Origin of the sequence: Rhodococcoides kyotonense, assembly GCF_001645385.1 — a bacterium.
Taxonomy (GTDB): domain Bacteria; phylum Actinomycetota; class Actinomycetes; order Mycobacteriales; family Mycobacteriaceae; genus Rhodococcoides; species Rhodococcoides kyotonensis_B.
On the sequence record NZ_LVHI01000011.1, the window covers coordinates 82,125 to 102,716 of the forward strand.

General features: G+C 64.8%; 18 protein-coding genes and 2 tRNA genes. 11 read left to right on the forward strand and 9 right to left on the reverse strand.

The genetic code is table 11. The features are described 5' to 3' along the window. Positions 1-46: 46 nt before the first annotated feature. The 3 genes from A3K89_RS08065 to A3K89_RS08075 all read right to left on the reverse strand — a co-directional run bounded on the left by A3K89_RS08065 (position 47) and on the right by A3K89_RS08075 (position 2,622). Complete coding sequence (locus A3K89_RS08065) at positions 47-1,030, reverse strand: ribose-phosphate diphosphokinase (protein ID WP_084423662.1); 984 nt, start codon at positions 1,028-1,030, stop codon at positions 47-49. Then, positions 1,030-2,502, reverse strand: coding sequence for a bifunctional UDP-N-acetylglucosamine diphosphorylase/glucosamine-1-phosphate N-acetyltransferase GlmU (gene glmU, locus A3K89_RS08070; RefSeq protein ID WP_068424049.1), 1,473 nt, complete (start codon positions 2,500-2,502; stop codon positions 1,030-1,032). Before glmU ends, A3K89_RS08065 begins: the two co-directional genes overlap by 1 nt. Before the next feature lie 49 nt (positions 2,503-2,551). Beyond that, a tRNA-Gln gene (locus tag A3K89_RS08075) sits at positions 2,552-2,622 on the reverse strand. A gap of 203 nt (positions 2,623-2,825) precedes the next feature. On the opposite strand from A3K89_RS08075, the gene A3K89_RS08080 reads away from it, so the two are divergent. The 4 genes from A3K89_RS08080 to A3K89_RS08095 all read left to right on the forward strand — a co-directional run bounded on the left by A3K89_RS08080 (position 2,826) and on the right by A3K89_RS08095 (position 8,951). Continuing rightward, complete coding sequence (locus A3K89_RS08080; protein WP_084423669.1) at positions 2,826-3,452, forward strand: TetR/AcrR family transcriptional regulator; 627 nt, start codon at positions 2,826-2,828, stop codon at positions 3,450-3,452. A gap of 190 nt (positions 3,453-3,642) precedes the next feature. Continuing rightward, positions 3,643-4,281 carry a ScbR family autoregulator-binding transcription factor gene (locus tag A3K89_RS08085; protein WP_068423989.1) on the forward strand — a complete coding sequence of 213 codons (639 nt, stop codon included), beginning with the start codon at positions 3,643-3,645 and terminating at the stop codon, positions 4,279-4,281. Between the two features lie 120 nt (positions 4,282-4,401). Next, complete coding sequence (gene mfd, locus A3K89_RS08090) at positions 4,402-8,040, forward strand: transcription-repair coupling factor (RefSeq protein ID WP_068423991.1); 3,639 nt, start codon at positions 4,402-4,404, stop codon at positions 8,038-8,040. After that, complete coding sequence (locus A3K89_RS08095; protein WP_068423993.1) at positions 8,040-8,951, forward strand: MazG family protein; 912 nt, start codon at positions 8,040-8,042, stop codon at positions 8,949-8,951. The genes mfd and A3K89_RS08095 overlap by 1 nt, the downstream gene beginning before the upstream one ends. 166 nt (positions 8,952-9,117) lie before the next feature. Here the strand turns inward: A3K89_RS08095 and A3K89_RS08100 are convergent, their stop codons facing one another. From A3K89_RS08100 to efeU, 4 genes are all read right to left on the reverse strand, one after another. Further along, entirely contained in the window at positions 9,118-9,759 is a 642-nt protein-coding gene (locus tag A3K89_RS08100; protein WP_068423995.1) for a dihydrofolate reductase family protein, read from the reverse strand. 117 nt (positions 9,760-9,876) lie between these two features. Next, positions 9,877-11,124, reverse strand: a complete 1,248-nt coding sequence (gene efeB / locus A3K89_RS08105; RefSeq protein WP_068423997.1) for an iron uptake transporter deferrochelatase/peroxidase subunit — start codon at positions 11,122-11,124, stop codon at positions 9,877-9,879. After that, positions 11,105-12,244 (reverse strand): iron uptake system protein EfeO, encoded by a 1,140-nt coding sequence (gene efeO / locus A3K89_RS08110; protein WP_068424054.1) that lies wholly within the window; start codon positions 12,242-12,244, stop codon positions 11,105-11,107. The genes efeB and efeO overlap by 20 nt, the downstream gene beginning before the upstream one ends. Before the next feature lie 14 nt (positions 12,245-12,258). Beyond that, the gene (efeU, locus tag A3K89_RS08115) at positions 12,259-13,128 is read right to left on the reverse strand and encodes an iron uptake transporter permease EfeU (protein WP_068424056.1); all 870 of its coding nucleotides are present in this window, start codon (positions 13,126-13,128) and stop codon (positions 12,259-12,261) included. 143 nt (positions 13,129-13,271) lie between these two features. On the opposite strand from efeU, the gene A3K89_RS08120 reads away from it, so the two are divergent. From A3K89_RS08120 to A3K89_RS08150, 7 genes are all read left to right on the forward strand, one after another. After that, positions 13,272-14,006: a lytic transglycosylase domain-containing protein gene (locus A3K89_RS08120; RefSeq protein ID WP_068423999.1), complete on the forward strand. Its 735-nt coding sequence runs from the start codon at positions 13,272-13,274 to the stop codon at positions 14,004-14,006. Between the two features lie 137 nt (positions 14,007-14,143). Further along, on the forward strand, positions 14,144-15,430 hold the full coding sequence (gene eno / locus A3K89_RS08125; protein WP_068424000.1) for a phosphopyruvate hydratase: 1,287 nt from the start codon (positions 14,144-14,146) through the stop codon (positions 15,428-15,430). Between the two features lie 27 nt (positions 15,431-15,457). Continuing rightward, entirely contained in the window at positions 15,458-16,138 is a 681-nt protein-coding gene (locus A3K89_RS08130; protein WP_068424003.1) for a cell division protein FtsL, read from the forward strand. Further along, positions 16,135-16,662, forward strand: coding sequence for a DUF501 domain-containing protein (locus tag A3K89_RS08135; protein ID WP_068424007.1), 528 nt, complete (start codon positions 16,135-16,137; stop codon positions 16,660-16,662). Before A3K89_RS08130 ends, A3K89_RS08135 begins: the two co-directional genes overlap by 4 nt. Then, complete coding sequence (locus A3K89_RS08140; RefSeq protein ID WP_068424008.1) at positions 16,659-17,618, forward strand: Ppx/GppA phosphatase family protein; 960 nt, start codon at positions 16,659-16,661, stop codon at positions 17,616-17,618. The genes A3K89_RS08135 and A3K89_RS08140 overlap by 4 nt, the downstream gene beginning before the upstream one ends. A 175-nt stretch (positions 17,619-17,793) precedes the next feature. Then, the gene (locus tag A3K89_RS08145; RefSeq protein ID WP_068424009.1) at positions 17,794-19,221 is read left to right on the forward strand and encodes a short-chain fatty acid transporter; all 1,428 of its coding nucleotides are present in this window, start codon (positions 17,794-17,796) and stop codon (positions 19,219-19,221) included. Between the two features lie 48 nt (positions 19,222-19,269). Next, a tRNA-Leu gene (locus tag A3K89_RS08150) sits at positions 19,270-19,343 on the forward strand. 266 nt (positions 19,344-19,609) lie between these two features. On the opposite strand, the gene A3K89_RS08155 is transcribed toward A3K89_RS08150, so the two are convergent. After that, positions 19,610-20,116: a hypothetical protein gene (locus A3K89_RS08155; protein WP_157105271.1), complete on the reverse strand. Its 507-nt coding sequence runs from the start codon at positions 20,114-20,116 to the stop codon at positions 19,610-19,612. Positions 20,117-20,240: 124 nt separating this feature from the next. Continuing rightward, positions 20,241-20,592, reverse strand: a 352-nt coding sequence (locus A3K89_RS08160; protein WP_157105272.1) for an integrase core domain-containing protein, incomplete at its 5' end; no start/stop codon positions are given.

Consider the following 20,592-nt stretch of genomic DNA (forward strand, 5'->3'; position numbering starts at 1 on the left):
GGATGTGCGGGACGGTGCGAAAAGATACCGAGCGGACTGCTGAAGCCTATGCAGATCCGTTGAACAGGCTTGTGACGGAACCGTTTTCGAAGACCTCGCGGATGGTGCGGGCGAGGAGCGGCGCGATGGACAGCTCGGTGAGCGTGTCGAAGCGCTTGTCCTCGGTGATCGGCAGGGTGTTGGTGACGACGACTTCCTTGGCACCGCATGCAGCCAGACGCTCTGCGGCCGGGTTGCTCAGGACGCCGTGGGTGGCGGCGATGACGACGTCGCCTGCGCCGGCTTCCTTGAGGACCTTGACGGCTCCGGCGATGGTGCCGCCGGTGTCGATCATGTCGTCGATCAGGATGCAGGTGCGGCCTTCGACGTCACCGACGACGCGGTTGGACTTGACCTGGTTGGGCACCAACGGATCACGCGTCTTGTGGATGAAGGCGAGCGGTGCGCCGTCGAAGCTGTCGGCCCACTTCTCGGCGACGCGGACGCGGCCCGAGTCGGGGGAGACCACGGTGATGTGCTCGAGGCTGTACTTGTCGCGGATGTGCTCGGCGAGCTGGCTGTGCGCGTGCATGTGATCGACGGGGCCGTCGAAGAAGCCCTGGATCTGATCGGTGTGCAGGTCGACGGTGATGATGCGGTCGGCGCCTGCGGTCTTCAGCAGGTCGGCGACGAGGCGAGCCGAAATCGGTTCGCGGCCACGGTGCTTCTTGTCCTGGCGGGCGTACGGGTAGAACGGCAGGATCGCGGTGATGCGCTTGGCCGAACCACGCTTCAAAGCGTCGATCATGATGAGCTGTTCCATCAACCAGGTGTTGAGTGGGAACGGGTGGCTCTGCAGCACGAATGCGTCGGAGCCGCGAACCGACTCCTCGAAGCGGACGAAGATCTCGCCGTTGGCGAAGTCCCGCGCCGTCTGAGGGGTGACTTCGATCCCCAGTTCTTTCGCCACCTGCTGTGCGAGTTCCGGATGGGCTCGACCCGAGAAGAGCATGAGGTTCTTCTGGTTGTCGATCCAATTAGGGGTGGTCACTACTGTTCGCCGTCCTTCGATTCATGCGACTCGGCGGCCAGTGCGCGTGCTGCAGCTTCCGCTGCGGCCGTGCCTGGACGCTTCTTCTCGACCCAGCCCTCTATGTTGCGCTGGGAACCAGCGGAAACGGCGAGCGTCCCCGGTGGTACATCGTTGCGGAGCACTGTTCCTGCTCCGGTGTAGGCGCCGTCGCCCACGCGGACGGGAGCGACGAACATGTTGTCCGATCCCGTGCGTACGTGAGAGCCGACCACGGTCCGCGACTTGTTGACGCCGTCGTAGTTCACGAAGACCGACGACGCTCCGATGTTGGAGTGTTCGCCGATCGTCGCATCGCCGACGTAGGTCAGGTGCGGGACCTTGGAATGGTTGCCGATGGTGGAGTTCTTCGTCTCGACGAACGTGCCCACCTTGGAGCCGGTGCCGATCTCCGACCCCGGACGGAGATATGCGAAGGGCCCGACGGTGGCGCCGGGCCCGATGTGTGCCAGCTCTGCCTGCGTGCGAACGACGCAGGCGCGATCGCCGACGACGACGTCGCGCAGCGTGGTCTCCGGGCCGACGACGGCGTCCTCGCCGACGTGCGTGTTGCCGAGCAACTGCACTCCCGGCTCGAGACGCACGTCCGCGCCGAGAGTGACGTCGATGTCGATCCACGTCGTCGACGGGTCGACGACGGTCACGCCCGCCCGCATGTGCTTCTCGACGATGTGGCGGTTCAGCACGGCCGTCACGCGCGCGAGCTGAACGCGGTCGTTGACGCCCATGACGAGGTCGGGGTCGGCGAGCTGCGTGCCGTAGACGGACAGGCCGCTGCTCTTGCTGATCTTGACCACGTCGGTCAGGTACAGCTCCTGTTGCGCGTTCTGCGTACTGATCCGTCCGAGTGCCGTACGCAGTGCGGCCGCGTCGAACGCGTAGACACCGGAGTTGACCTCGGTGATCGAGATCTGCTCGGGGGTGGCGTCGGAGTGCTCGACGATCTCGCCGACCTCACCGTCGTCGGTACGCACGATGCGCCCGTATCCGTTGGCGTCGGCGGGGACGAACGTCAGGATCGTCGCGGCGGCCTTGGTCGGAGCACTCAGGTGCTCGTCGAGCAGAGCCTTGAGGGTGTGGCCGTCGAGAAGGGGCACGTCCGCGGCGGTGACGACGACGGTGCCCTCGAAGTCCTCGGGCAGTGCCTGCAGTCCGCACTGCACCGCATGGCCGGTACCGAGCTGCTTGTCCTGGACGGCCGTGTGGATGGTGCGTCCGAGTTCGACGCCGAGCTCGTCGACGGCCTCGGTGACGCGCTCGCGGTCGTGGCCGACGACGGTGACGAGGTAGTCCGGCCCCAGGTCGGCGGCTGCGTGCAGCGCGTGGGCGAGCATCGTGCGGCCGGCGAGTGCGTGGAGAACCTTCGGAGTCTTCGACCGCATTCGGGTGCCTGCACCCGCTGCGAGAACGACCACGGCGGTGTGCACTGGCAACTGAGCTCCTCGGCGAAAATCGCGCATAACTGATCCAAAGGCTTCTTCGCTCCGCCGCCAGGACTCGAACCTGAACTATCTGAACCAAAATCAGAGGTGCTGCCATTACACCACGGCGGATCATGACCAGCGGTTTCGTAGTGACCCCGCGACCCAATCACCCAGGTTACGCAGCCACGGCTCCACCGCCGAGCGCAACGAGTCTCGCATGAGATGTGGTTGTCAGTCGAACCGCTGCCGTAAAACGTGTCCGACGCACCATTAGGCTCGTGACCGAGGCTCCGCGACGGTCGGGGGACGAGCGAGAACCGTGGGAGGCTGTCATGTCCGAACCCGAGCGTCCGCCGCGCGTACGCATGACCGGGACGCAGCGCCGCGAGCAGTTGATCGAGATCGGTCGCTCGTTGTTCGCCGAGCGCGGGTACGAGGCGACGTCGGTCGAGGAGATCGCCGGTCGCGCGCACGTGTCCAAGCCCGTCGTCTACGAACATTTCGGTGGCAAGGAAGGCCTCTACGCCGTCATCGTCGACCGCGAGATGTCCACTCTGTTGTGGATGATCACGTCGTCGCTCGAGAACAACAGGTCGCGCATCCGCGTCGAACGTGTCGCGTTGGCCCTGCTCACGTACGTCGAGGAGCGCACCGACGGCTTCCGCATCCTGGTGCGAGACTCTCCCGTCGCCGCTGCCGACGGCAAGTACTCGTCCCTGCTCAACGACGCCGTCAGCAAGGTCGGGCACATACTCGCGGGCGACTTCACGCGTCGCGGATTCGATGCCGGTTTCGCGCCCCTGTACGCGCAGGCACTCGTCGGCATGGTGTCGATGACGGCACAGTGGTGGCTCGACGTCCGTGAACCGTCCAAGGAAGTGGTAGCGGCTCACGTTGTCAATCTGTGTTGGAACGGTCTCACCAATCTGGAGGCTGCACCGCAATTGGGCGAGGAATGAGCGGTCCATTTTCACTCTCGTGAGCAAAAGAGCGAGTACAGTCGCTTTCACTGCGGTGAGATGCACGTCACACGTGCAGGTGATAATTGTTCGGACCGGAAGCAAGTTGAGAGAGGCCGTAAAGCCACCGGGTGGTACCGTTCGTTCGTAATTTGCGCAGTGGCGGCCCAGTATTGCGAAGGCGGAATCAATGGTCAGACAGGCCCGCGCCGAGATAACTCGCGACACCGTCTTGGCGGGCGCAGCGAACGTATTCCTGCGTCTCGGCTACGCGAATGCGAGTCTCAGCGAGATCATTTCTCAGTCTCAGGTCACCAAGGGTGCTCTGTACTTCCACTTCGGGTCGAAGGAAGAGCTGGCCCGCGCGGTCATCGACGAGGGAAACACGCGACTGACGACGGCGTGCAGGCAGTTCAACGACGGCCGCATCCCCGCTCTCGAAGCAGCGATCGGTATCTCGTACATCGTGGTGGATCTGTCGGTCAGCGATCCCATGGTGTCGGCCATGCTGCGGCTCAGCCACCAGATCGGCGACTACCGCGGAACCCAGGGCAACGTCATGGCCGGGTGGGCGGATGCGTTCGACACCCTGGCGGCCAAGGCCATCAAGCAGGGCGACATCGATTCGACCGCAGACTCCAGGACCATCGGCTCGCTGGTCCTCGAGATCCTGACCGGCGTGCACATGGTGGCCGTGGCCACGGCCAACACTGCCGAGTTGCCGTCGCGCATGGAACGTCTGTGGTACTACCTGCTCCCGTCTCTCGTGACGCCGGGCAAGCTCGAGTACTTCCGTGAGTTCGCAGCACGACGGGTCATCCGGCACTAGGGCTTCCGCTTCGCCCGGTAGGGCCGGATAGGATCGAGCGCGATCGCCGGTTTTCCGCCCCGTCCTGCGGGGTAGATGCCGGACTGACAGTCGTGCCGATCTTGCTCAGGAGCCCCGCAGTTGCCTTCCGATTCTTCGCTTCATCTGTCGGGTCTCGCGCGCGTCGCTCTCGCCGACGCGACGCTGCAGTCCGTCGCCGAGGCGGTGGGTGCCGCCGAACGCACTCTGGTCGGCCCCAACGCGTCGAGGCCGTTCGTCGCGGCAGCGATGGCCGAGCGGACGCAGGTTCTGGTGGTCACCGCGACCGGGCGTGAAGCCGACGAGCTGACCGCCGAACTCGAGCAGATCCTCGGTGACTCGGTGGTGCAGTTCCCGTCGTGGGAGACGCTGCCGCACGAGCGTCTCTCGCCCAGCGCGGACACCGTCGGCAAGCGACTGCAGGTGCTGCGCCGCCTCGCGCGTCCCGACGACGCCGATTACGGCCCGCCCATCCAGGTCATCGTCACGACGGTCCGCTCACTCGTGCAACCGATGTCTCCGGGGCTGGGGGAGATCGAGCCGGTCACGTTGAAGGTCGGCGTCGAGACCGACTTCGACGGCCTGATCCACCGTCTCGTCGAGCTCGCCTACACCCGCGTGGACATGGTCGGCAAACGTGGAGAGTTCGCCGTCCGCGGCGGCATCCTCGACATCTTCTCGCCGACGGCCGATCACCCGGTGCGCGTCGAGTTCTGGGGTGACGAGGTCACCGAGCTCCGCGCGTTCTCCGTCGCCGATCAGCGATCTCTGGCCGACGTCCAGGTCGATTCGGTCATCGCCCCGCCGTGTCGGGAACTGATCCTGACGCAGGAAGTCCGCGATCGTGCCGCGGCGCTGAGCGCGGACAACCAGGCCGACGCGGCTCTCGTCGAGATGCTCGACAAATTGTCCGGTGGCGTTCCGGTCGAAGGCATGGAGGCGCTGCTGCCGTTGCTTCAGCCCGGCGAACTCCAGCTGCTCGCCGACATCCTTCCGCGTGGTGCTCACGTCCTGCTCTGCGATCCCGAGCGAATCCGTACGCGCGCAACCGATTTGGTGCGCACCGGGCAGGAATTTCTCGAAGCGTCGTGGACGGCGGCGTCCGTCGGCGGCGCGGCCCCACTCGACGCGTCGACACTCGATACGTCCAGCCTGGGCGGTGTCGGCCTCGATCTCGGTGCATCCGCCTATCGCTCGCTGCGGCAGGTTCGGGAATCCGCCGAGGCACACGGTCGCCCGTGGTGGACCATCAGTCCGCTGGCTTCCGGCAGTGACGACGAGGTCGAACTCGCCATCGAAGGTGTCCCCGAGGTCCGCGGCTCCGAGGAACTACTGGCCGGTGTCTTCGCGATGTTGCGCGGACATGTGTCGACGGGCGGTCGCGCCGTCATCGCCGTCGCCGGGGCGGGCACCGCTACGCGCATCATCGAGCGACTCGGCGAGGCGGATGTGCCTGCGGCGCACATCGACTCGGGTGCCGAGCCGCTGCCCGACGTCGTCAGCGTCCTGTGCGGTTCGCTGCACGAGGGACTGATTCTGCCCGACGCTGGACTCGTCGTCGTCACCGAAAGCGACCTCACCGGCAACCGCGTCACCGCGGCCGAAGGCCGAAAGATGCCCGCCAAGAGGCGGAATCAGGTCGACCCGCTCGCACTGGTCGCGGGCGACAGCGTCGTACACGATCAGCACGGCATCGGCCGGTTCGTCGAGATGATCGAGCGGACGGTCGGCGGTGCGCGTCGGGAATACCTCGTCATCGAATACGCACCGAGCAAGCGCGGTCATCCCGGTGACCGGTTGTTCGTGCCGATGGACTCGCTCGACCAGCTCTCGCGCTACGTCGGCGGTGAGCTGCCTGCGCTGAGCAAGCTCGGCGGATCCGACTGGGCCAATACGAAACGCAAGGCGCGCAAGGCCGTTCGCGAAATCGCAGGCGAGCTCGTGCAGCTGTACGCCGCACGCCAGGCCGCGCCAGGTCACGCATTCGGCCCGGATACGCCGTGGCAGCGCGAGATGGAAGACGCGTTCGGGTTCACCGAGACGATGGACCAGATGACGGCCATCACCGAAGTCAAGGCCGACATGGAGAAGGCGGTTCCGATGGACCGCGTCATCCTCGGCGACGTCGGATACGGCAAGACCGAGATCGCGGTGCGCGCGGCGTTCAAGGCGGTGCAGGACGGGAAACAGGTCGCCGTGCTCGTGCCGACAACCCTTCTGGCGCAACAGCACCTGCAGACGTTCCAGGCCCGCATGGCGTCGTTCCCGGTGACAGTGAAGGGTCTGTCCCGCTTCACCCACGGCGCCGACGCCAAAGAGGTGATGACCGGTCTCGCCGACGGGACCGTCGACATCGTCGTCGGAACGCACCGCCTGTTGCAGACCGGCGTCACGTGGAAGGACCTCGGTCTCGTCATCGTCGACGAGGAGCAGCGATTCGGCGTCGAGCACAAGGAGCACATCAAGTCGCTGCGGACGCACGTCGACGTCCTGACGATGTCGGCGACGCCTATTCCTCGTACGTTGGAGATGAGTCTTGCCGGCATCCGGGAGATGTCGACCATCCTCACCCCGCCCGAGGAGCGCCACCCGATCCTCACGTACGTCGGTGCGTACAACGACAAGCAGGTGGCCGCGGCTATCCGACGCGAACTCCTGCGCGACGGCCAGGTGTTCTTCGTCCACAACCGTGTCAGCTCGATCGACAAGGCAGCCAAGCGTATTCGTGACCTGGTGCCCGAGGCGCGCGTCGCGACGGCTCACGGCCAGATGAACGAGGAGACGCTGGAGAAGACGGTGCAGGGCTTCTGGCAGCGCGAGACCGATGTGCTGGTGTGTACCACCATCATCGAGACCGGCCTCGACATCTCCAATGCCAACACACTCATCGTCGAACGCAGTGATTCTCTCGGTCTGTCGCAGCTGCATCAGCTGCGAGGACGCGTCGGGCGAAGCCGCGAACGGGGATACGCGTACTTCCTGTACCCGGCCGAGAAGCCGTTGACCGAGACCGCGTACGACAGGCTCGCGACCATTTCGCAGAACTCCGATCTCGGTGCCGGTATGGCCGTCGCGATGAAGGACCTCGAAATCCGCGGCGCCGGTAACGTTCTCGGCGCCGAGCAGTCCGGTCACGTGGCGGGCGTCGGATTCGATCTGTACGTGCGGCTCGTCGGTGAGGCCGTCGAGGCCTACCGCGCGGCGGCCGACGGCAAGCCGATCACGACGGACGAGGCGCCCAAGGAGGTGCGTATCGATCTTCCGGTCGACGCGCACATTCCGCCCGACTACGTCACCAGCGATCGGCTTCGGCTGGAGGCGTACCGAAAGCTCGCTGCCGCATCGGATTCCGACGAGATCAAGGCTGTCGTCGACGAGCTGACCGACCGATACGGTCCGCTGCCCGAGGAAGTCGGACGGTTGGTGTCGGTCGCGAAACTTCGGCTCATCGCGAAGGAGTACGCCCTCACCGACATCACTGTCGCGGGAACCCAGGTCAAGCTGGCTCCGATGGATCTTCCCGACTCCAAACAGATTCGCCTCAAGCGGCTCTACCCGAACGCGCAGTACCGTGCCACCACCGGCGTCGTGCAGCTGCCGCTGCCGCGCGTCGAGGGTGGTGGCGTCGGCGCCGCCCGTGTACGCGACGTCGAACTGGTCCAGTTCATCGCCGATCTGATCTTGTCCTTGGACGGCAAGCCGTCTCGATCGGTGCTGCTGGAGCAGACTGTGGGGGTGTGATGACGGTAGTGCTGCTCGATCCGGCCCGGCCGACGATGGTCCCGGCCGAGGCGATCGAATTCCTCAGCGGGGTAGTGGAATTCACCGAGGAAGTACCGGTGCGGACCAGATGGCTCTTCTCCGGGACCGCGCGCGCCGACGGGTCCGCGGCCGTGCTCGTCAGCACCGATCCCCGTAATCCCGATGTGCTGGATCGGATCAGGCGCGGTGACCGCGTCGTCGAGTCGCCCAAGCTACCCGGCGACGACCTCATCGCAGCTGTGGTACTGATGGATCGCCTCCGCACGATCGGGGGATGGGAAGCGCAGCAGACACATGCGTCGCTCAGTGGCTACCTCCTCGAAGAGACCTACGAGCTGCTCGACGCCATCCACAGCGGCAACCTCGTCGATCTGAAGGAGGAACTCGGCGACATTCTGCTGCAGGTACTCTTCCACTCACGCATCGCGCAGGACGCCGAGGAGAACGCGTTCGACGTCGACGACGTCGCCGCCGGTCTGGTCACCAAACTGACCCACCGGACACCCCATCTGACCGACGGTTCGACGGGTCCGATCGACGTCGCCACGCAGGAGAAGGCGTGGGAAGAACGCAAGGCGGCCGAGAAGGCGCGTGGATCCTGCCTCGACGGCATCGCGATGGCCCAGCCCGCACTTGCGTTGGCGCAGAAGGTCGTTGCGCGCGCTACCAAGGCCGGGCTGCCCGATGAACTCGTACCCGACGACCTGCGCACCGTCCACATCGGGGTCGACCACAGTCACGGCGGCGAGAGCGCCGAGGACCTGTTGCGTCGGAACGTCCTCGACTTCGCCCGGCGCGTCCGAGGTGCCGAGGAATCCGCCAAGCTCCACGGCGCGCAGCCGGGAAAGCTCACCGCCATCGAGTGGATCGAGAATTGGGGCCGGAAGTAGGGGCTTTTGTTTTCCCCCGCGCTTTCCGGAGCGAGGGTGACATTCGGTCACTCGGAGTGACCGAGGGACGCCCTCGCTCCAGCCGGGCGCGCGGCCACCCCGCATGAATGACGCTTTCAAGCCATCAGATCGTATGGATGAACCATTCAAGCGATCGCGGCCCCGACTACCTACGCCAGAACAGATGGTGCGTCACGCCGCTGGGGCTGGGGACAACTTCGTGTTCGAAGCGGTCGTTCAGCTCGTCGGGCGATTCCCAGAGCTTCAGGCCGTCCCCGAGCTCCAAGTCGGAGACGGCTACATGCATGGTGTCGACGAGGTCCGCGTCGAGGAACTCGCGGATGGTGGTGACGCCACCACCCAATCGCACGTCCCGGCCGTCGGCTGCTTTCTTCGCCTGGTCGAGCACGGTTGCGGCGTCGGCGTCGACGAAATGGAAGGTCGTCTCGCCGAGCGTGATCGACGGGCGTTCGTGGTGCGTCAGAACGAAAACGGGTGTGTGGAAGGGCGGTTCGTCACCCCACCAGCCCTCCCACTCGAGGTTCTCCCACGGCCCCCGTTGCGGCCCGAACTTGTTGCGGCCCATGATCTCGGCGCCGATGTTGTGCGCGAAGTCCCGCGTGAAGTAGTCGTCGAGACCGCGGGTGCCGCCCGGATCGGTGCGGTTCGGCCAACTCGCGGTGGCGCCGGCCCACGCGAACATGCCGGAGTGATCGAATCCGAACGGGCTCTCGAAGCTCTGATTCACCCCCGCCGCGACGCCGTCGCTGGAGACGTTGAAATTCTGGACTCGTACTAGCTGTGGCACGTGCGCTCCCGTCGTAGATGATTGAAGTACGGGAAATGGACCGAGCAGGCACCCGAAACTCATCGCATGAATGGCGCGCCCAAGCTATCTGATCGTATGAATGTGACATTCAAGCGATCAGCCGAACAGCGTCGAACCCCAGTACTCCGATTCGCCCAACCCTGGGGGACAGGCGAACACAGCCGATCCGACGTGCTGGATGTACTCGTTCATCGCGTCGTGGCGAGCGAGGTTCAACTGCATGGGAACGAACTGAGTCAGCGGGTCGCGGCAGTACGCGATGAAGAACAGTCCGGCGTCGAGGTGGCCGAAGCCGTCGGATCCGTCGGTGAAGTTGTAGCCGCGGCGCAGCAGTTGCACCCCACCCAGTTCTTCCTTCGACGCCAGCCGTACGTGCGCGTCCTTGTCGATCAGGAACCCTTGCGGCCCTTTCGATTCCAGATCCAGGTCGTCGAACTCGTCGCGAAGACCCAGCGGTGCACCGGTTCCCTTGCTGCGGCCGATCACTCGTTCCTGCTCGTTCAGCACCGTGCGGTCCCAGGATTCGATCAGCATGCGAATGCGTCGTGCCACGAGGAACGACCCGCCGCGCATCCATTCCTGATCGCTGTCGCCGACCCACACGAATTCGTCCAGGGCGCCGGGGTCCTCGGCTTTCAGGTTGGCCGTTCCGTCCTTGAAACCGAACAGGTTTCGCGGGGTCGCCTGTGACGTCGAGGTCGACGACGTCCGCCCGAATCCGAGCTGCGACCACTTGACCGACACGGTGCCGAAGCCCACCCGAGCCAGATTTCGAATTGCGTGGACAGCAACTTGGGGATCATCAGCGCAGGCCTGGATACACAGATCGCCGCCGGACCTGAGAGGATCCAAGTTGTCGCCGGGGAAATGCTGCAGGTCGGCCAACGACGCCGGTCGCGAACCCTCCAGGCCGAACCGCGTGAACAATCCCGGCCCGAACCCGATCGTCAAGGTCAACGACGAGGCCGAAAGCCCCAGTGCCTCACCGGTGTCCGTCGGCGGCTTGTATTCGCCCGCGTCGACTGCGCCGCCGTCGAATGTCTCTTCGCCCCGCGTCAATCTCTCGGCCATGAGTGTCCACTCACGGAGCATCGCAACGAAGTCGTCGCGCGAATCCGTCGTGACGTCGAAGGCGACGAAGTGCATGCGGTCCTGTGCAGGCGTGACGATGCCTGCCTGGTGGTCGCCGCGAAAGGCGACGACGTCCGACGCCGCGTCTTCCTCACGAGACCCGGCACAACCGCCGGCGATGGCCCCGGCTCCGACGAGAGCTGCCCCCGCCCCGACGGCGCCGAAGAGGCGCCGTCGGGAAAAGCCGTTGTTCCTAGGTTCCTGCGACGACACCTTGCACCTGGCTCACTTCTGCGGACAGGGCGTCGATCTTGTTCGACAGTTCCTGACGCTGGGGTTCGGTGACGGTGTCGTAGGAGACGAAGCCGTCACCCTGGCGGTACTGGGCGAGTTCTGCATCGAGCTCGGCGAACCGGGCGTCGATCTGCGTTCCCAATGCGGCGTCACGCTGATCGATGATCGGACGCACCGCGGCGACGGCAGCCTGCGAACCGTCGACATTGGCCTGGAAGTCCCACAGGTCGGTGTGCGAGAAGAAGTCCTCTTCACCGCTGATCTTGGTCTTCGCGACCTCGTCGAGCAGGCCCTGTGCACCACCGGCGACCTGGATCGGATCGACCGTGAAGTCGTCGGCCTTCACCTTCTCGGCGAGTTCGGCGATGTCGGCCTGCAGCTGATCGGCCATGGCGTTCGTGTCGGGCTGAATTCCCTGCTGCCACAAGTCTTTTTCGATCCGGTGGAAGCCGGTCCACGTGTCTCCGGGCTCGACGTCGGGTTCACGCAGATCGATGCGGGGATCGAGGTCGTCGGGGAAGCTCTCGGCGACAGGCTCGATGCGTTCGTAGTAGCTACGGGTGACGGGGAACTGAGCTTTCGCGGCGTCGATGTCACCGGCCTTGACCGAGGTCACGAACTGAGCGACGGTCTCCTGCAGTGCGTCGACCTGGCTGACGACGTAGCGCTTGTATCCCGACGCGGCCTCCTCGAGCAGACCGTCGTCGTCGGCCTGGCGGACCGCATCGCCGGTGACGACGAAGTCGCCGCGGATGCCGTCGCCGACCATGCCTGCCTTGCATGCCGTGTGGTACGTGCCCGGGTCGGGCAGCGACACGATGAGTTGACGCGTCAGCCCGGGGCCGATGTTCTCGATTTCGCCCATGACGCGGTCGCCCTCGCCGTAGACGTAGAACTCGGTGACCTTCGTTCCGTTGTTGGTGATCTGGAACGTCGAGTTGCCCGTCGTGCCTTCGGTATTCGCGACGTCACACGTGGTGTCGGTCGCTGCTACCTCGATGTCTCCTGCGCTGGCTTCGGACGACGACTTCTCCGTACAGCCGGCGAGCGCCAGGGGAAGAACCGCGACAGCGGCGAGAGCGTAGGTGGTACGACGCATCGAGACGACGCCTTTCATGAGGTGAGTGCGGGTTCGGGAACACGAACCGGACGCAGGAAGAGGAACAGAACGACACCGAGGTAGAGCGCCCAGCCGACGACCTGCAACAGGGTCGGTTCGGGACGGAAATTGAAGATGCCTGCGAGCACGGTGCCGTACCAGCTCGAGGCGTCGAAGTGCGACGTGATGTCGAATGCGACTGTGCCGCCACCGGGGAGTAGCCCGCCGATCTGCACTGCGCGAATGCCGTACGCGAGGATGCCCGCGGCGACGACGATGAGGAAGATGCCGGTGTACCGGAAGAATTTGGCGAAATCGATGCGGATAGCACCGAAGTAGAGCAGTACCGTCAGGACTGCGGCGGCGACGATGCCGAGCAGCAGTCCGAGCAACGGCCACGAGCTGCCGTGTGAGTTCTCGGCGTACCCGACCATCAGCAACGCAGTTTCGACGCCTTCACGTCCGACGGCGAAGAACGACAGCGTCAGCACCGCGATCGGTCCGACGGACAATGCGCGTTCCATTCCGCTGCGCAGTTCCCCGGACATGTCCTTGGCGGCCGTCCTCATCCACAGCACCATCGTCGTGACGATCGCGACGGCGACCAGCGAGGCGAGGCCCGCGATGACCTCCGCGGTCAGACCGGTGACGGTCGAGGTGCCGTAGTGGATGACGAAGAAGATGACCACAACCATCGCCACCGCGATGCCCACGCCCATCCAGACCCACTTCAGGGCGTCGCGACGCTTGGCTTTCACGAGAAACGCCACGAGGATCATGACGACGATGCCCGTCTCCAGTCCTTCACGGAGTCCGATGAGTCCGCTGCCGAACATCTGCGTGGCGATCGACGGAGCGGATCCTGAGGCGGCGAGTACGGACAACGTCTGATGCTCCTGAACGACGAAACAAGGGTAGGCGACCCTACATGCGGTTGTGAGCAACATACACCCTCTTTCGGCCGAGAAAACCCCCTTGAACTGCGCATTCTCCCCGCTTTAGGTTTCTATTACTTTTGATGTGCAGGATGGATCGAGTGAAGAACCGTCTGGGCTGGGTCGCCGCCGTCGTGTCGGTGGGATTCGTGGCCGCCTCCTGTGGGTCTACCGAGCCGCCGCGTCAGATCCCCGAGGGCATCCCGCCCGGTCCCGGCACCCCCGTGCCGATGATCGACTTCAATGCGCCCGGCCGGACCGCCGACCTGCTGCTCGCGTGGGCAGAACCGCAGTCGGCGGAATTGAACATCTCGGCTCCGGCCCTCGCCGCGTATGCGCATGCCGCGGCCATCATGGAGGCGACGTCACCGGACTGCGGCATCGCGTGGACGACGCTCGCCGGCATCGGATACATCGAGAGCAGGCACGGCACCTATCAGGGATCGTCGGTCGCACCCGACGGGACCGTGTCCCCGCCGATCCGTGGAATCCCGCTCGACGGCGCACCGGGCGTCGCCGAGATCCCCGATACCGACGGCGGTCTCATGGACGGCGACCCCGAACACGACCGAGCGATGGGCCCGATGCAGTTCATCCCCGAGACCTGGCGCAAGTGGGGCGTCGACGCCAACGGCGACGGCGTGGCCAACCCGGACAATCTCGACGACGCGGCCCTGACCGCGGCTCGTTACCTGTGTGCGCGCGGCGGCGACCTCCGCACTCCGGAGGGATGGGAGCGAGCCCTCATGGCCTACAACCAGTCCGGGGTCTATCTGCGCGACGTGCGCGACGCGGCCGCCGCCTACTCGGTCGGGACGCGGGCCTAGCTCCGCTTTGCTCGCAGGCACAGCTCTGGTCGCTCCTGCAGGCTCCGCTCCTGCCGTGGCATGCGGGCGTCGTCGGCGAGCGGCTAGTCTGACACCCGGCAGACATCAGCCCGCCCCCGTTACAAGGAGATGCATTCGTGGCCATCATTGAGCAGGTCGGAGCTCGCGAGATTCTCGACTCCCGTGGCAACCCCACGGTCGAGGTCGAGGTCGCACTGGACGACGGAACTCTGACCCGCGCGGCAGTTCCGTCCGGTGCATCCACCGGTGAGCACGAAGCCGTCGAGCTGCGCGACGGTGGCGACCGCTACCTGGGCAAGGGCGTCGAGAAGGCCGTCAACGCTGTTCTCGACGAGGTCGCACCGGCCGTCATCGGCCTTGACGCGATCGAGCAGCGTGCCGTCGACCAGGCTCTTCTCGATCTCGACGGAACCCCGAACAAGTCCCGCCTCGGCGCGAACTCGCTTCTCGGTGTGTCCCTGGCCGTCGCCAAGGCTGCTGCCGAGTCGGCTGGACTCGAGCTGTTCCGTTACCTCGGTGGACCGAACGCGCACATCCTGCCCGTCCCGATGATGAACATCATCAACGGCGGCGCGCACGCGGACAGCGGCGTCGACGTCCAGGAGTTCATGATCGCGCCGCTCGGTGCGCCGACGTTCAAGGAGTCCCTGCGCTGGGGCGCCGAGGTCTACCACTCGCTCAAGTCCGTGCTGAAGGCCAAGGGCCTGTCGACGGGTCTCGGTGACGAGGGCGGTTTCGCTCCCGACCTGGCCGGCACCAAGGCAGCACTCGACCTCATCCTCGAAGCAATCCAGAAGGCCGGACTCGAGCCGGGCCGCGACATCGCGCTCGCTCTCGACGTCGCCGCGACCGAGTTCTACACCGCTGGCACCGGCTACGCCTTCGAGCGTGAGACCAAGTCGGCCGAGGAGATGTCGGCGTTCTACGCACAGCTGGTCGACGCGTACCCGCTGGTGTCGATCGAGGATCCGCTCGACGAGAACGACTGGGACGGTTGGGTCGCCCTGACCGACACCATCGGTGACAAGGTGCAGCTCGTCGGCGACGACCTGTTCGTCACCAACCCGGAGCGTCTCGAGGACGGCATCGTCAAGGGTGCGGCCAACGCGCTGCTGGTCAAGGTCAACCAGATCGGAACGCTGACCGAAACCCTCGACGCCGTCGACCTCGCGCACCGCAACGGCTACAAGACGATGATGAGCCACCGGTCCGGTGAGACCGAGGACGTCACCATCGCCGACCTCGCGGTTGCTGTCGGCAGCGGCCAGATCAAGACCGGTGCCCCGGCTCGTTCCGAGCGCGTCGCCAAGTACAACCAGTTGCTGCGAATCGAAGAAGCTCTCGGTGACGCGGCGCGTTACGCGGGCGAGCTGGCTTTCCCCCGGTTCAATTACGAGGGATAGTTTTCGGCTCGACAGTGAAGGTGGGACATGGCGGCACGACGAGGAAGACCGGGGACCAGTCCGGGTGGACGGGATCCCAGGCCTCGTGGCCGCACGTCGACCGCCCGTAATCGGCAGGCCGGAGCTGCGTCGGGAGACCAGCGCAGCTCCGGTGCACCCGCGCCGGAAACATCCGAGCAGGCGCGCGACGCCGTCGTTGCCGGTAGGGCAGCGCCGAAACGCGTCGGCGCCCGGAAGTCGACACGAAGTGACCGCACGTTTCTGGGATTGTCGACGGGGCGGGCCGTCGTTCTCGCCGTCGTCGTCTGTGCGTTGGCGTTGACGCTCGCGATGCCGCTGCGCACGTATTTCTCGCAGCGCGCCGAGCTTCAGCAGGTGCTCGCCGAACGCGAGAATCTGGAGAACGACGTCAGAAATCTGGAGCTCGAGAAGTCTCAGCTGAACGAGCCTGCGCGCATCGCTGCCGCAGCTCGTACCCGGCTGTTCTGGGTCATGCCGGGGGAGACGCCGTACACGGTGCAGCTGCCCGGCGACGTCGCGAAGTCGGATCGAGAAGAAGAAGCAAACAAGCAATCCGCGGGTCCGTGGTATCGAGACCTGTGGGAATCGGCAGTGCAGCCGCAACCGACCGACGAGCCGGAAACCCCTCCGCTCCCGGCGCTCGCGCCTGCACCTGCTCCAGCAGCAGAAGGAGGACCGGTCGGGTGAGTCCGGCAGTCTCGCAAGAAGATCTCGACGCAGTCGCAGCCCAGCTCGGGCGTGAACCGCGCGGCGTCCTGGAGATCGCGTACAGGTCGCCGGATGGAAAGCCCGGCGTCGTCAAGACTGCGCCGAAGCTTCCCGACGGCACTCCGTTCCCCACTCTGTACTACCTGACCGATCCGCGGCTCACCGCAGAGGCGAGTCGACAGGAGTCGGCGGGAGTGATGCGGGAGATGACTGAACGTCTCGGCACCGACTCCGATTTGGCCGCGGGCTACCGGCGCGCCCACGAGTCCTACCTCGCCGAGCGCAACGAGATCGAGTCTCTCGGAACGGATTTCACCGGCGGCGGAATGCCCGACCGGGTGAAGTGTCTGCACGTGCTTATCGCGCATTCTCTGGCCAAAGGCCTAGGATTGAATCCCCTCGGCGACGAGGCTGTGGCGCTCGCTGCCGAATCGTCGTTGCGCGGCACCGCGATTCCAGCCGACTGGCCCACCGTCGCCGAACTACGCGGAGATACAGCATGACTCGCGTCGCCGCCATCGACTGCGGTACCAACTCCATCAGGCTTCTGGTCGCCGATATCGACGACGGTGTCCTGACGGACGTCGCCCGCGAGATGCGCGTCGTCCGGCTCGGACAGGGCGTCGACGCAACGGGATCCTTTGCGCCGGAAGCCATCGAACGCACCCGGGTTGCGTTGGCCGAGTACGCCGAGATCATCCGTTCCTCCGGTGCTTCCGCATTGCGGATGGTGGCGACTTCAGCGACGCGCGACGCGTCCAACCGCGAGGACTTCTTTGCGATGACGCGCGAGATCCTCGACCCCATCGTGCCTGGATCCGTCGCCGAGGTCATCACCGGCGACGAGGAAGCGCGTCTGTCGTTCGCGGGTGCTGTCGGTGAATTGAGTTCGGGCGATGCGCCTTTCGTGGTGGTGGATCTCGGTGGTGGGTCGACCGAACTCGTCCTGGGCGACGCCGACGGTGTCGAGGCGGCGTACTCCGCGGACATCGGTTGTGTTCGACTGACCGAGCGGTGCCTTCCGTCTGATCCTCCGACCGACGAAGAGATCGCTGCCGCAAGGGCTTTCGCTGGTGAGCGACTGCAGGTCGCATTCGACGCCGTGCCCGTCGAGAAGGCGAGGACGTGGGTGGGCGTCGCGGGCACGATGACGACGTTGGCCGCGCTGGGCCTCGAACTCGAGCAGTACGATCCGAACGCAATTCATCTGTCCCGCATCTCTTTCGCGAAGTTGCGTCAGGTCTGCGACGGACTGTTGCACATGACGCACGACGAACGTGCCGCGCTCGGTCCGATGCATCCGGGACGGGTCGACGTCATCGGCGGCGGATCGTTGGTCACGTTGGCGCTTGCCGACGAATTCGCCCGGCGCGCAGGTATCGACGAACTCGTCGTCAGTGAGCACGACATTCTCGACGGCATCGCTCTCAGTGTGGCTCCGCCACCCGTGCGTGCGTAGGCGCCTCCGGCGCTCGTGCGCGCGAATGTAGTCCAGGGACTACATTTCTGCTCACAACGGGTGACCAGCGACCCTGCATTTCTGCAGTTCGCGTCTGCGGCGGTGTTCCTTGCATCGCATGACGTTTCGGTGTTCTCTGTGCTGGGGGTCACAACTTCCGAAGCGAGGATTATCGATGACGACGACGCAGGCTCCGTCCGAAAAGGGTTTGGCGCGTGCGGCGCAGGCTCTTGCCCGCGCCACCGAGAAATGGTTCCCCGACGCTTACATCTTTGCCCTGGCCGGGGTGGTCGTCGTCGCCGTGGCGGCGTTCGTCAACGGGTCGTCGCCGCAGAATGTCGTCGATGCCTTCGGTAACGGCTTCTGGGATCTGACGGCGTTCACGCTGCAGATGGCGATGGTGGTACTGACCGGGTACGTGGTGGCGACGTCGCCGCCCGTTGCTCGGCTCATCACGCGCCTCGCGCGGATTCCCAGTTCTCCCAGCAGCGCAGTCAGTTTCGTGGCACTGCTGTCGTGTTCGGTGTCGTTCCTCAACTGGGGACTCAGTTTGGTGTTCGGTGGTCTGCTGGCGCGAGCGATCGCCCGCCGGGACGATCTCCGGGTCGACTACCGGGCCCTCGGCGCGGCCGCATTCATGGGTCTCGGAGCGGTCTGGGCGCTCGGCATGTCGTCGTCGGCCGCGCAGTTGCAGGCCACCGCGAGCTCGCTGCCCGCGTCGTTGCTGCAGATCACCGGCGTCCTCGATTTCGGCAAGACGATCTTCACGTGGCAGTCGCTGCTGACGTGTTTCATCATTACCGTGCTGACCGTCGTCATCGCGCATTTCTCCGCGCCGAAGGGTGCGGCGATCAAGACCGCGGAGTCGATGAATGTCGATCTCGACGACACCGTTGCCGAACCTGCACCGCGCAGTCGCCCCGGTGAGTGGCTGGAATACAGTCGCATTCTGCCGTGGTTCGCCGGTGCGATGACGCTGGGTTGGCTTGTGTCGCAGCTGTTGACGCTGCCGGTACTCACTGTGGTGTCGTCGTTGAACGGATACCTGTTGGTGTTCCTGATGCTCGGCCTCGTGCTGCACGGGACTCCGCGACGCTTCCTCGATTCCGTTGCGCAGGCAGTTCCGGCGACGGCAGGCATCCTGGTGCAGTTCCCGCTGTACGCCGCAATGGCCGCGATTCTGACGGAGGCCGAGGGCAGGGGAGGCGTCACGATCTCCGAACACCTTGCGCACTTCTTCACCGACGTCGGCAGCGGCGGGGGATTCGCCGTGGTCATCGCGATCTACACCGTCGTGCTCGGGTTGTTCGTGCCGTCGGGTGGCGGCAAATGGCTCGTCGAGGCGCCCTACGTCATGCAGTCCGCGACGGACGTGCAGATGAACCTCGGCTGGACCGTCCAGATCTACAACGTCGCCGAGGCTCTGCCGAACCTGATCAACCCGTTCTTCATGCTGCCGTTGCTCGCCGTACTGGGCCTGCGGGCACGTGATTTGATCGGGTTCACGTTCCTACAGTTCATCTTTCACTTCCCGGTGGTGCTGCTGCTCGTCTGGCTGTTGGGTACGACATTCCAGTTCGTGCCGCCGGTGATCCCGGGGTAGGGCTGGGCCGATATGATCGTCACCGCTGGAGCCCAGGTTCCAGCGGTGGCCCCTATAGCCCAATTGGCAGAGGCAGCGGACTTAAAATCCGCACAGTGTCGGTTCGAGTCCGACTGGGGGCACTGTTTGGCCGCAGGTCAGAGGTGGTGTCGGACGTGAATGGACGTTCGAACACGTGCGAGAGCGACACAGATTGACACAACTCAAAATAACCGACGTAGCTAGACGTCGATGATCGTAGGTGGATCACTATGGTCACACACCTGCATGCCTCGGCCGTTGGTGCGCGGTCGCGCACCGTGACGCAGCGAGCGGCCCTGTGTATGTCAAGACCCGCGTCGACCCAGGGGGCCTAGTCCGCGACGACAAGACGGGCGTGACGGTCAGGTCAATTAAGTTCGGTGTGAACCGATTCGTCTGTATCTATTTGATCATCAGACAGTAATTCCTTGAATCTGTAGACCGTCTTCTTCTTGGGTGCGGTCTGTTCTGAGACTCTAATTCTGACGTAACGACCATATGTGAGCTCTCCGCTGTCCAGAAGTTCAGCTGGTACTTCCTTGATCTTTCGCTTTCCTCGCCGTCCCGGGCTCACCAGTTCGATCCAACCGGCGTCGCTCAAGCCGCGAACGTTGCCTGCAATCACTTGGTTTTCGACCAGTTCTTCGCGATACGCGAAGAAGCGCATGGCATCTGCTCGTCCGCGCTCCGTTAGCGTTGAGCGCAAACGCTCACCGATGGTGACAAACGCGTCGACTTGGACGTCGGCGTGGAAATCGTTGAGAGCGACCACGAACTTTCGAACAGAATCGAGCAGGGCATCAGGCCTTTTCGAAAGTAGATCCCACGCGTCACCGCGCTCGAACTCGTTGTGCATATCCAGAATCGTGCTCAAGGCACCCTCAAACGCGTCCGGTACTAGGTGTGGAGCAAGGGAACCATCAGCGGGTCCAGCAACGTAGGGCTTCAGGTGCACGATGACGCTGCCCTCGCTGACTGAAGTACCCCAGGTTTTGTTCCTATGCGGTTACGAGGGCCGGGGTGGCTGACTCGCTGGGTTGTGAGATGTCGATCAGGGTGGTCTCGTATTCAGCCGGGGGCATGGAGCCGAGCGCTTCGTGCAGACGCTGATGGTTGTACCACCACACGTATTCGAGCGTCGCGAACTCGACGTCGTCGACCGTTCGCCACGGTCCACGCCGGCGGATCAGCTCGGTCTTGAAGCTCGCGTTGACGCTTTCGGCGAGGGCGTTGTCGTAGGAGTCGCCAACCGTGCCCACCGACGGTGTGATGCCCAGCTCGATCAAACGATCGGTGTAGGTCACAGACAGGTACTGCGACCCGTGGTCGGAATGATGTGTCAACCCGGAT

Bases quoted from the DNA above. Each gene is read 5' to 3' on its own strand.
- A3K89_RS08095 (WP_068423993.1), top strand. From the start codon at position 8,040: ATGACGGTAGTGCTGCTCGATCCGGCCCGGCCGACGATGGTCCCGGCC.
- A3K89_RS08080 (WP_084423669.1), top strand. From the start codon at position 2,826: ATGTCCGAACCCGAGCGTCCGCCGCGCGTACGCATGACCGGGACGCAG.
- efeO (WP_068424054.1), bottom strand. From the start codon at position 12,244: ATGCGTCGTACCACCTACGCTCTCGCCGCTGTCGCGGTTCTTCCCCTG.
- A3K89_RS08140 (WP_068424008.1), top strand. From the start codon at position 16,659: ATGACTCGCGTCGCCGCCATCGACTGCGGTACCAACTCCATCAGGCTT.
- A3K89_RS08085 (WP_068423989.1), top strand. From the start codon at position 3,643: ATGGTCAGACAGGCCCGCGCCGAGATAACTCGCGACACCGTCTTGGCG.
- A3K89_RS08120 (WP_068423999.1), top strand. From the start codon at position 13,272: ATGGATCGAGTGAAGAACCGTCTGGGCTGGGTCGCCGCCGTCGTGTCG.
- A3K89_RS08130 (WP_068424003.1), top strand. From the start codon at position 15,458: ATGGCGGCACGACGAGGAAGACCGGGGACCAGTCCGGGTGGACGGGAT.
- A3K89_RS08145 (WP_068424009.1), top strand. From the start codon at position 17,794: ATGACGACGACGCAGGCTCCGTCCGAAAAGGGTTTGGCGCGTGCGGCG.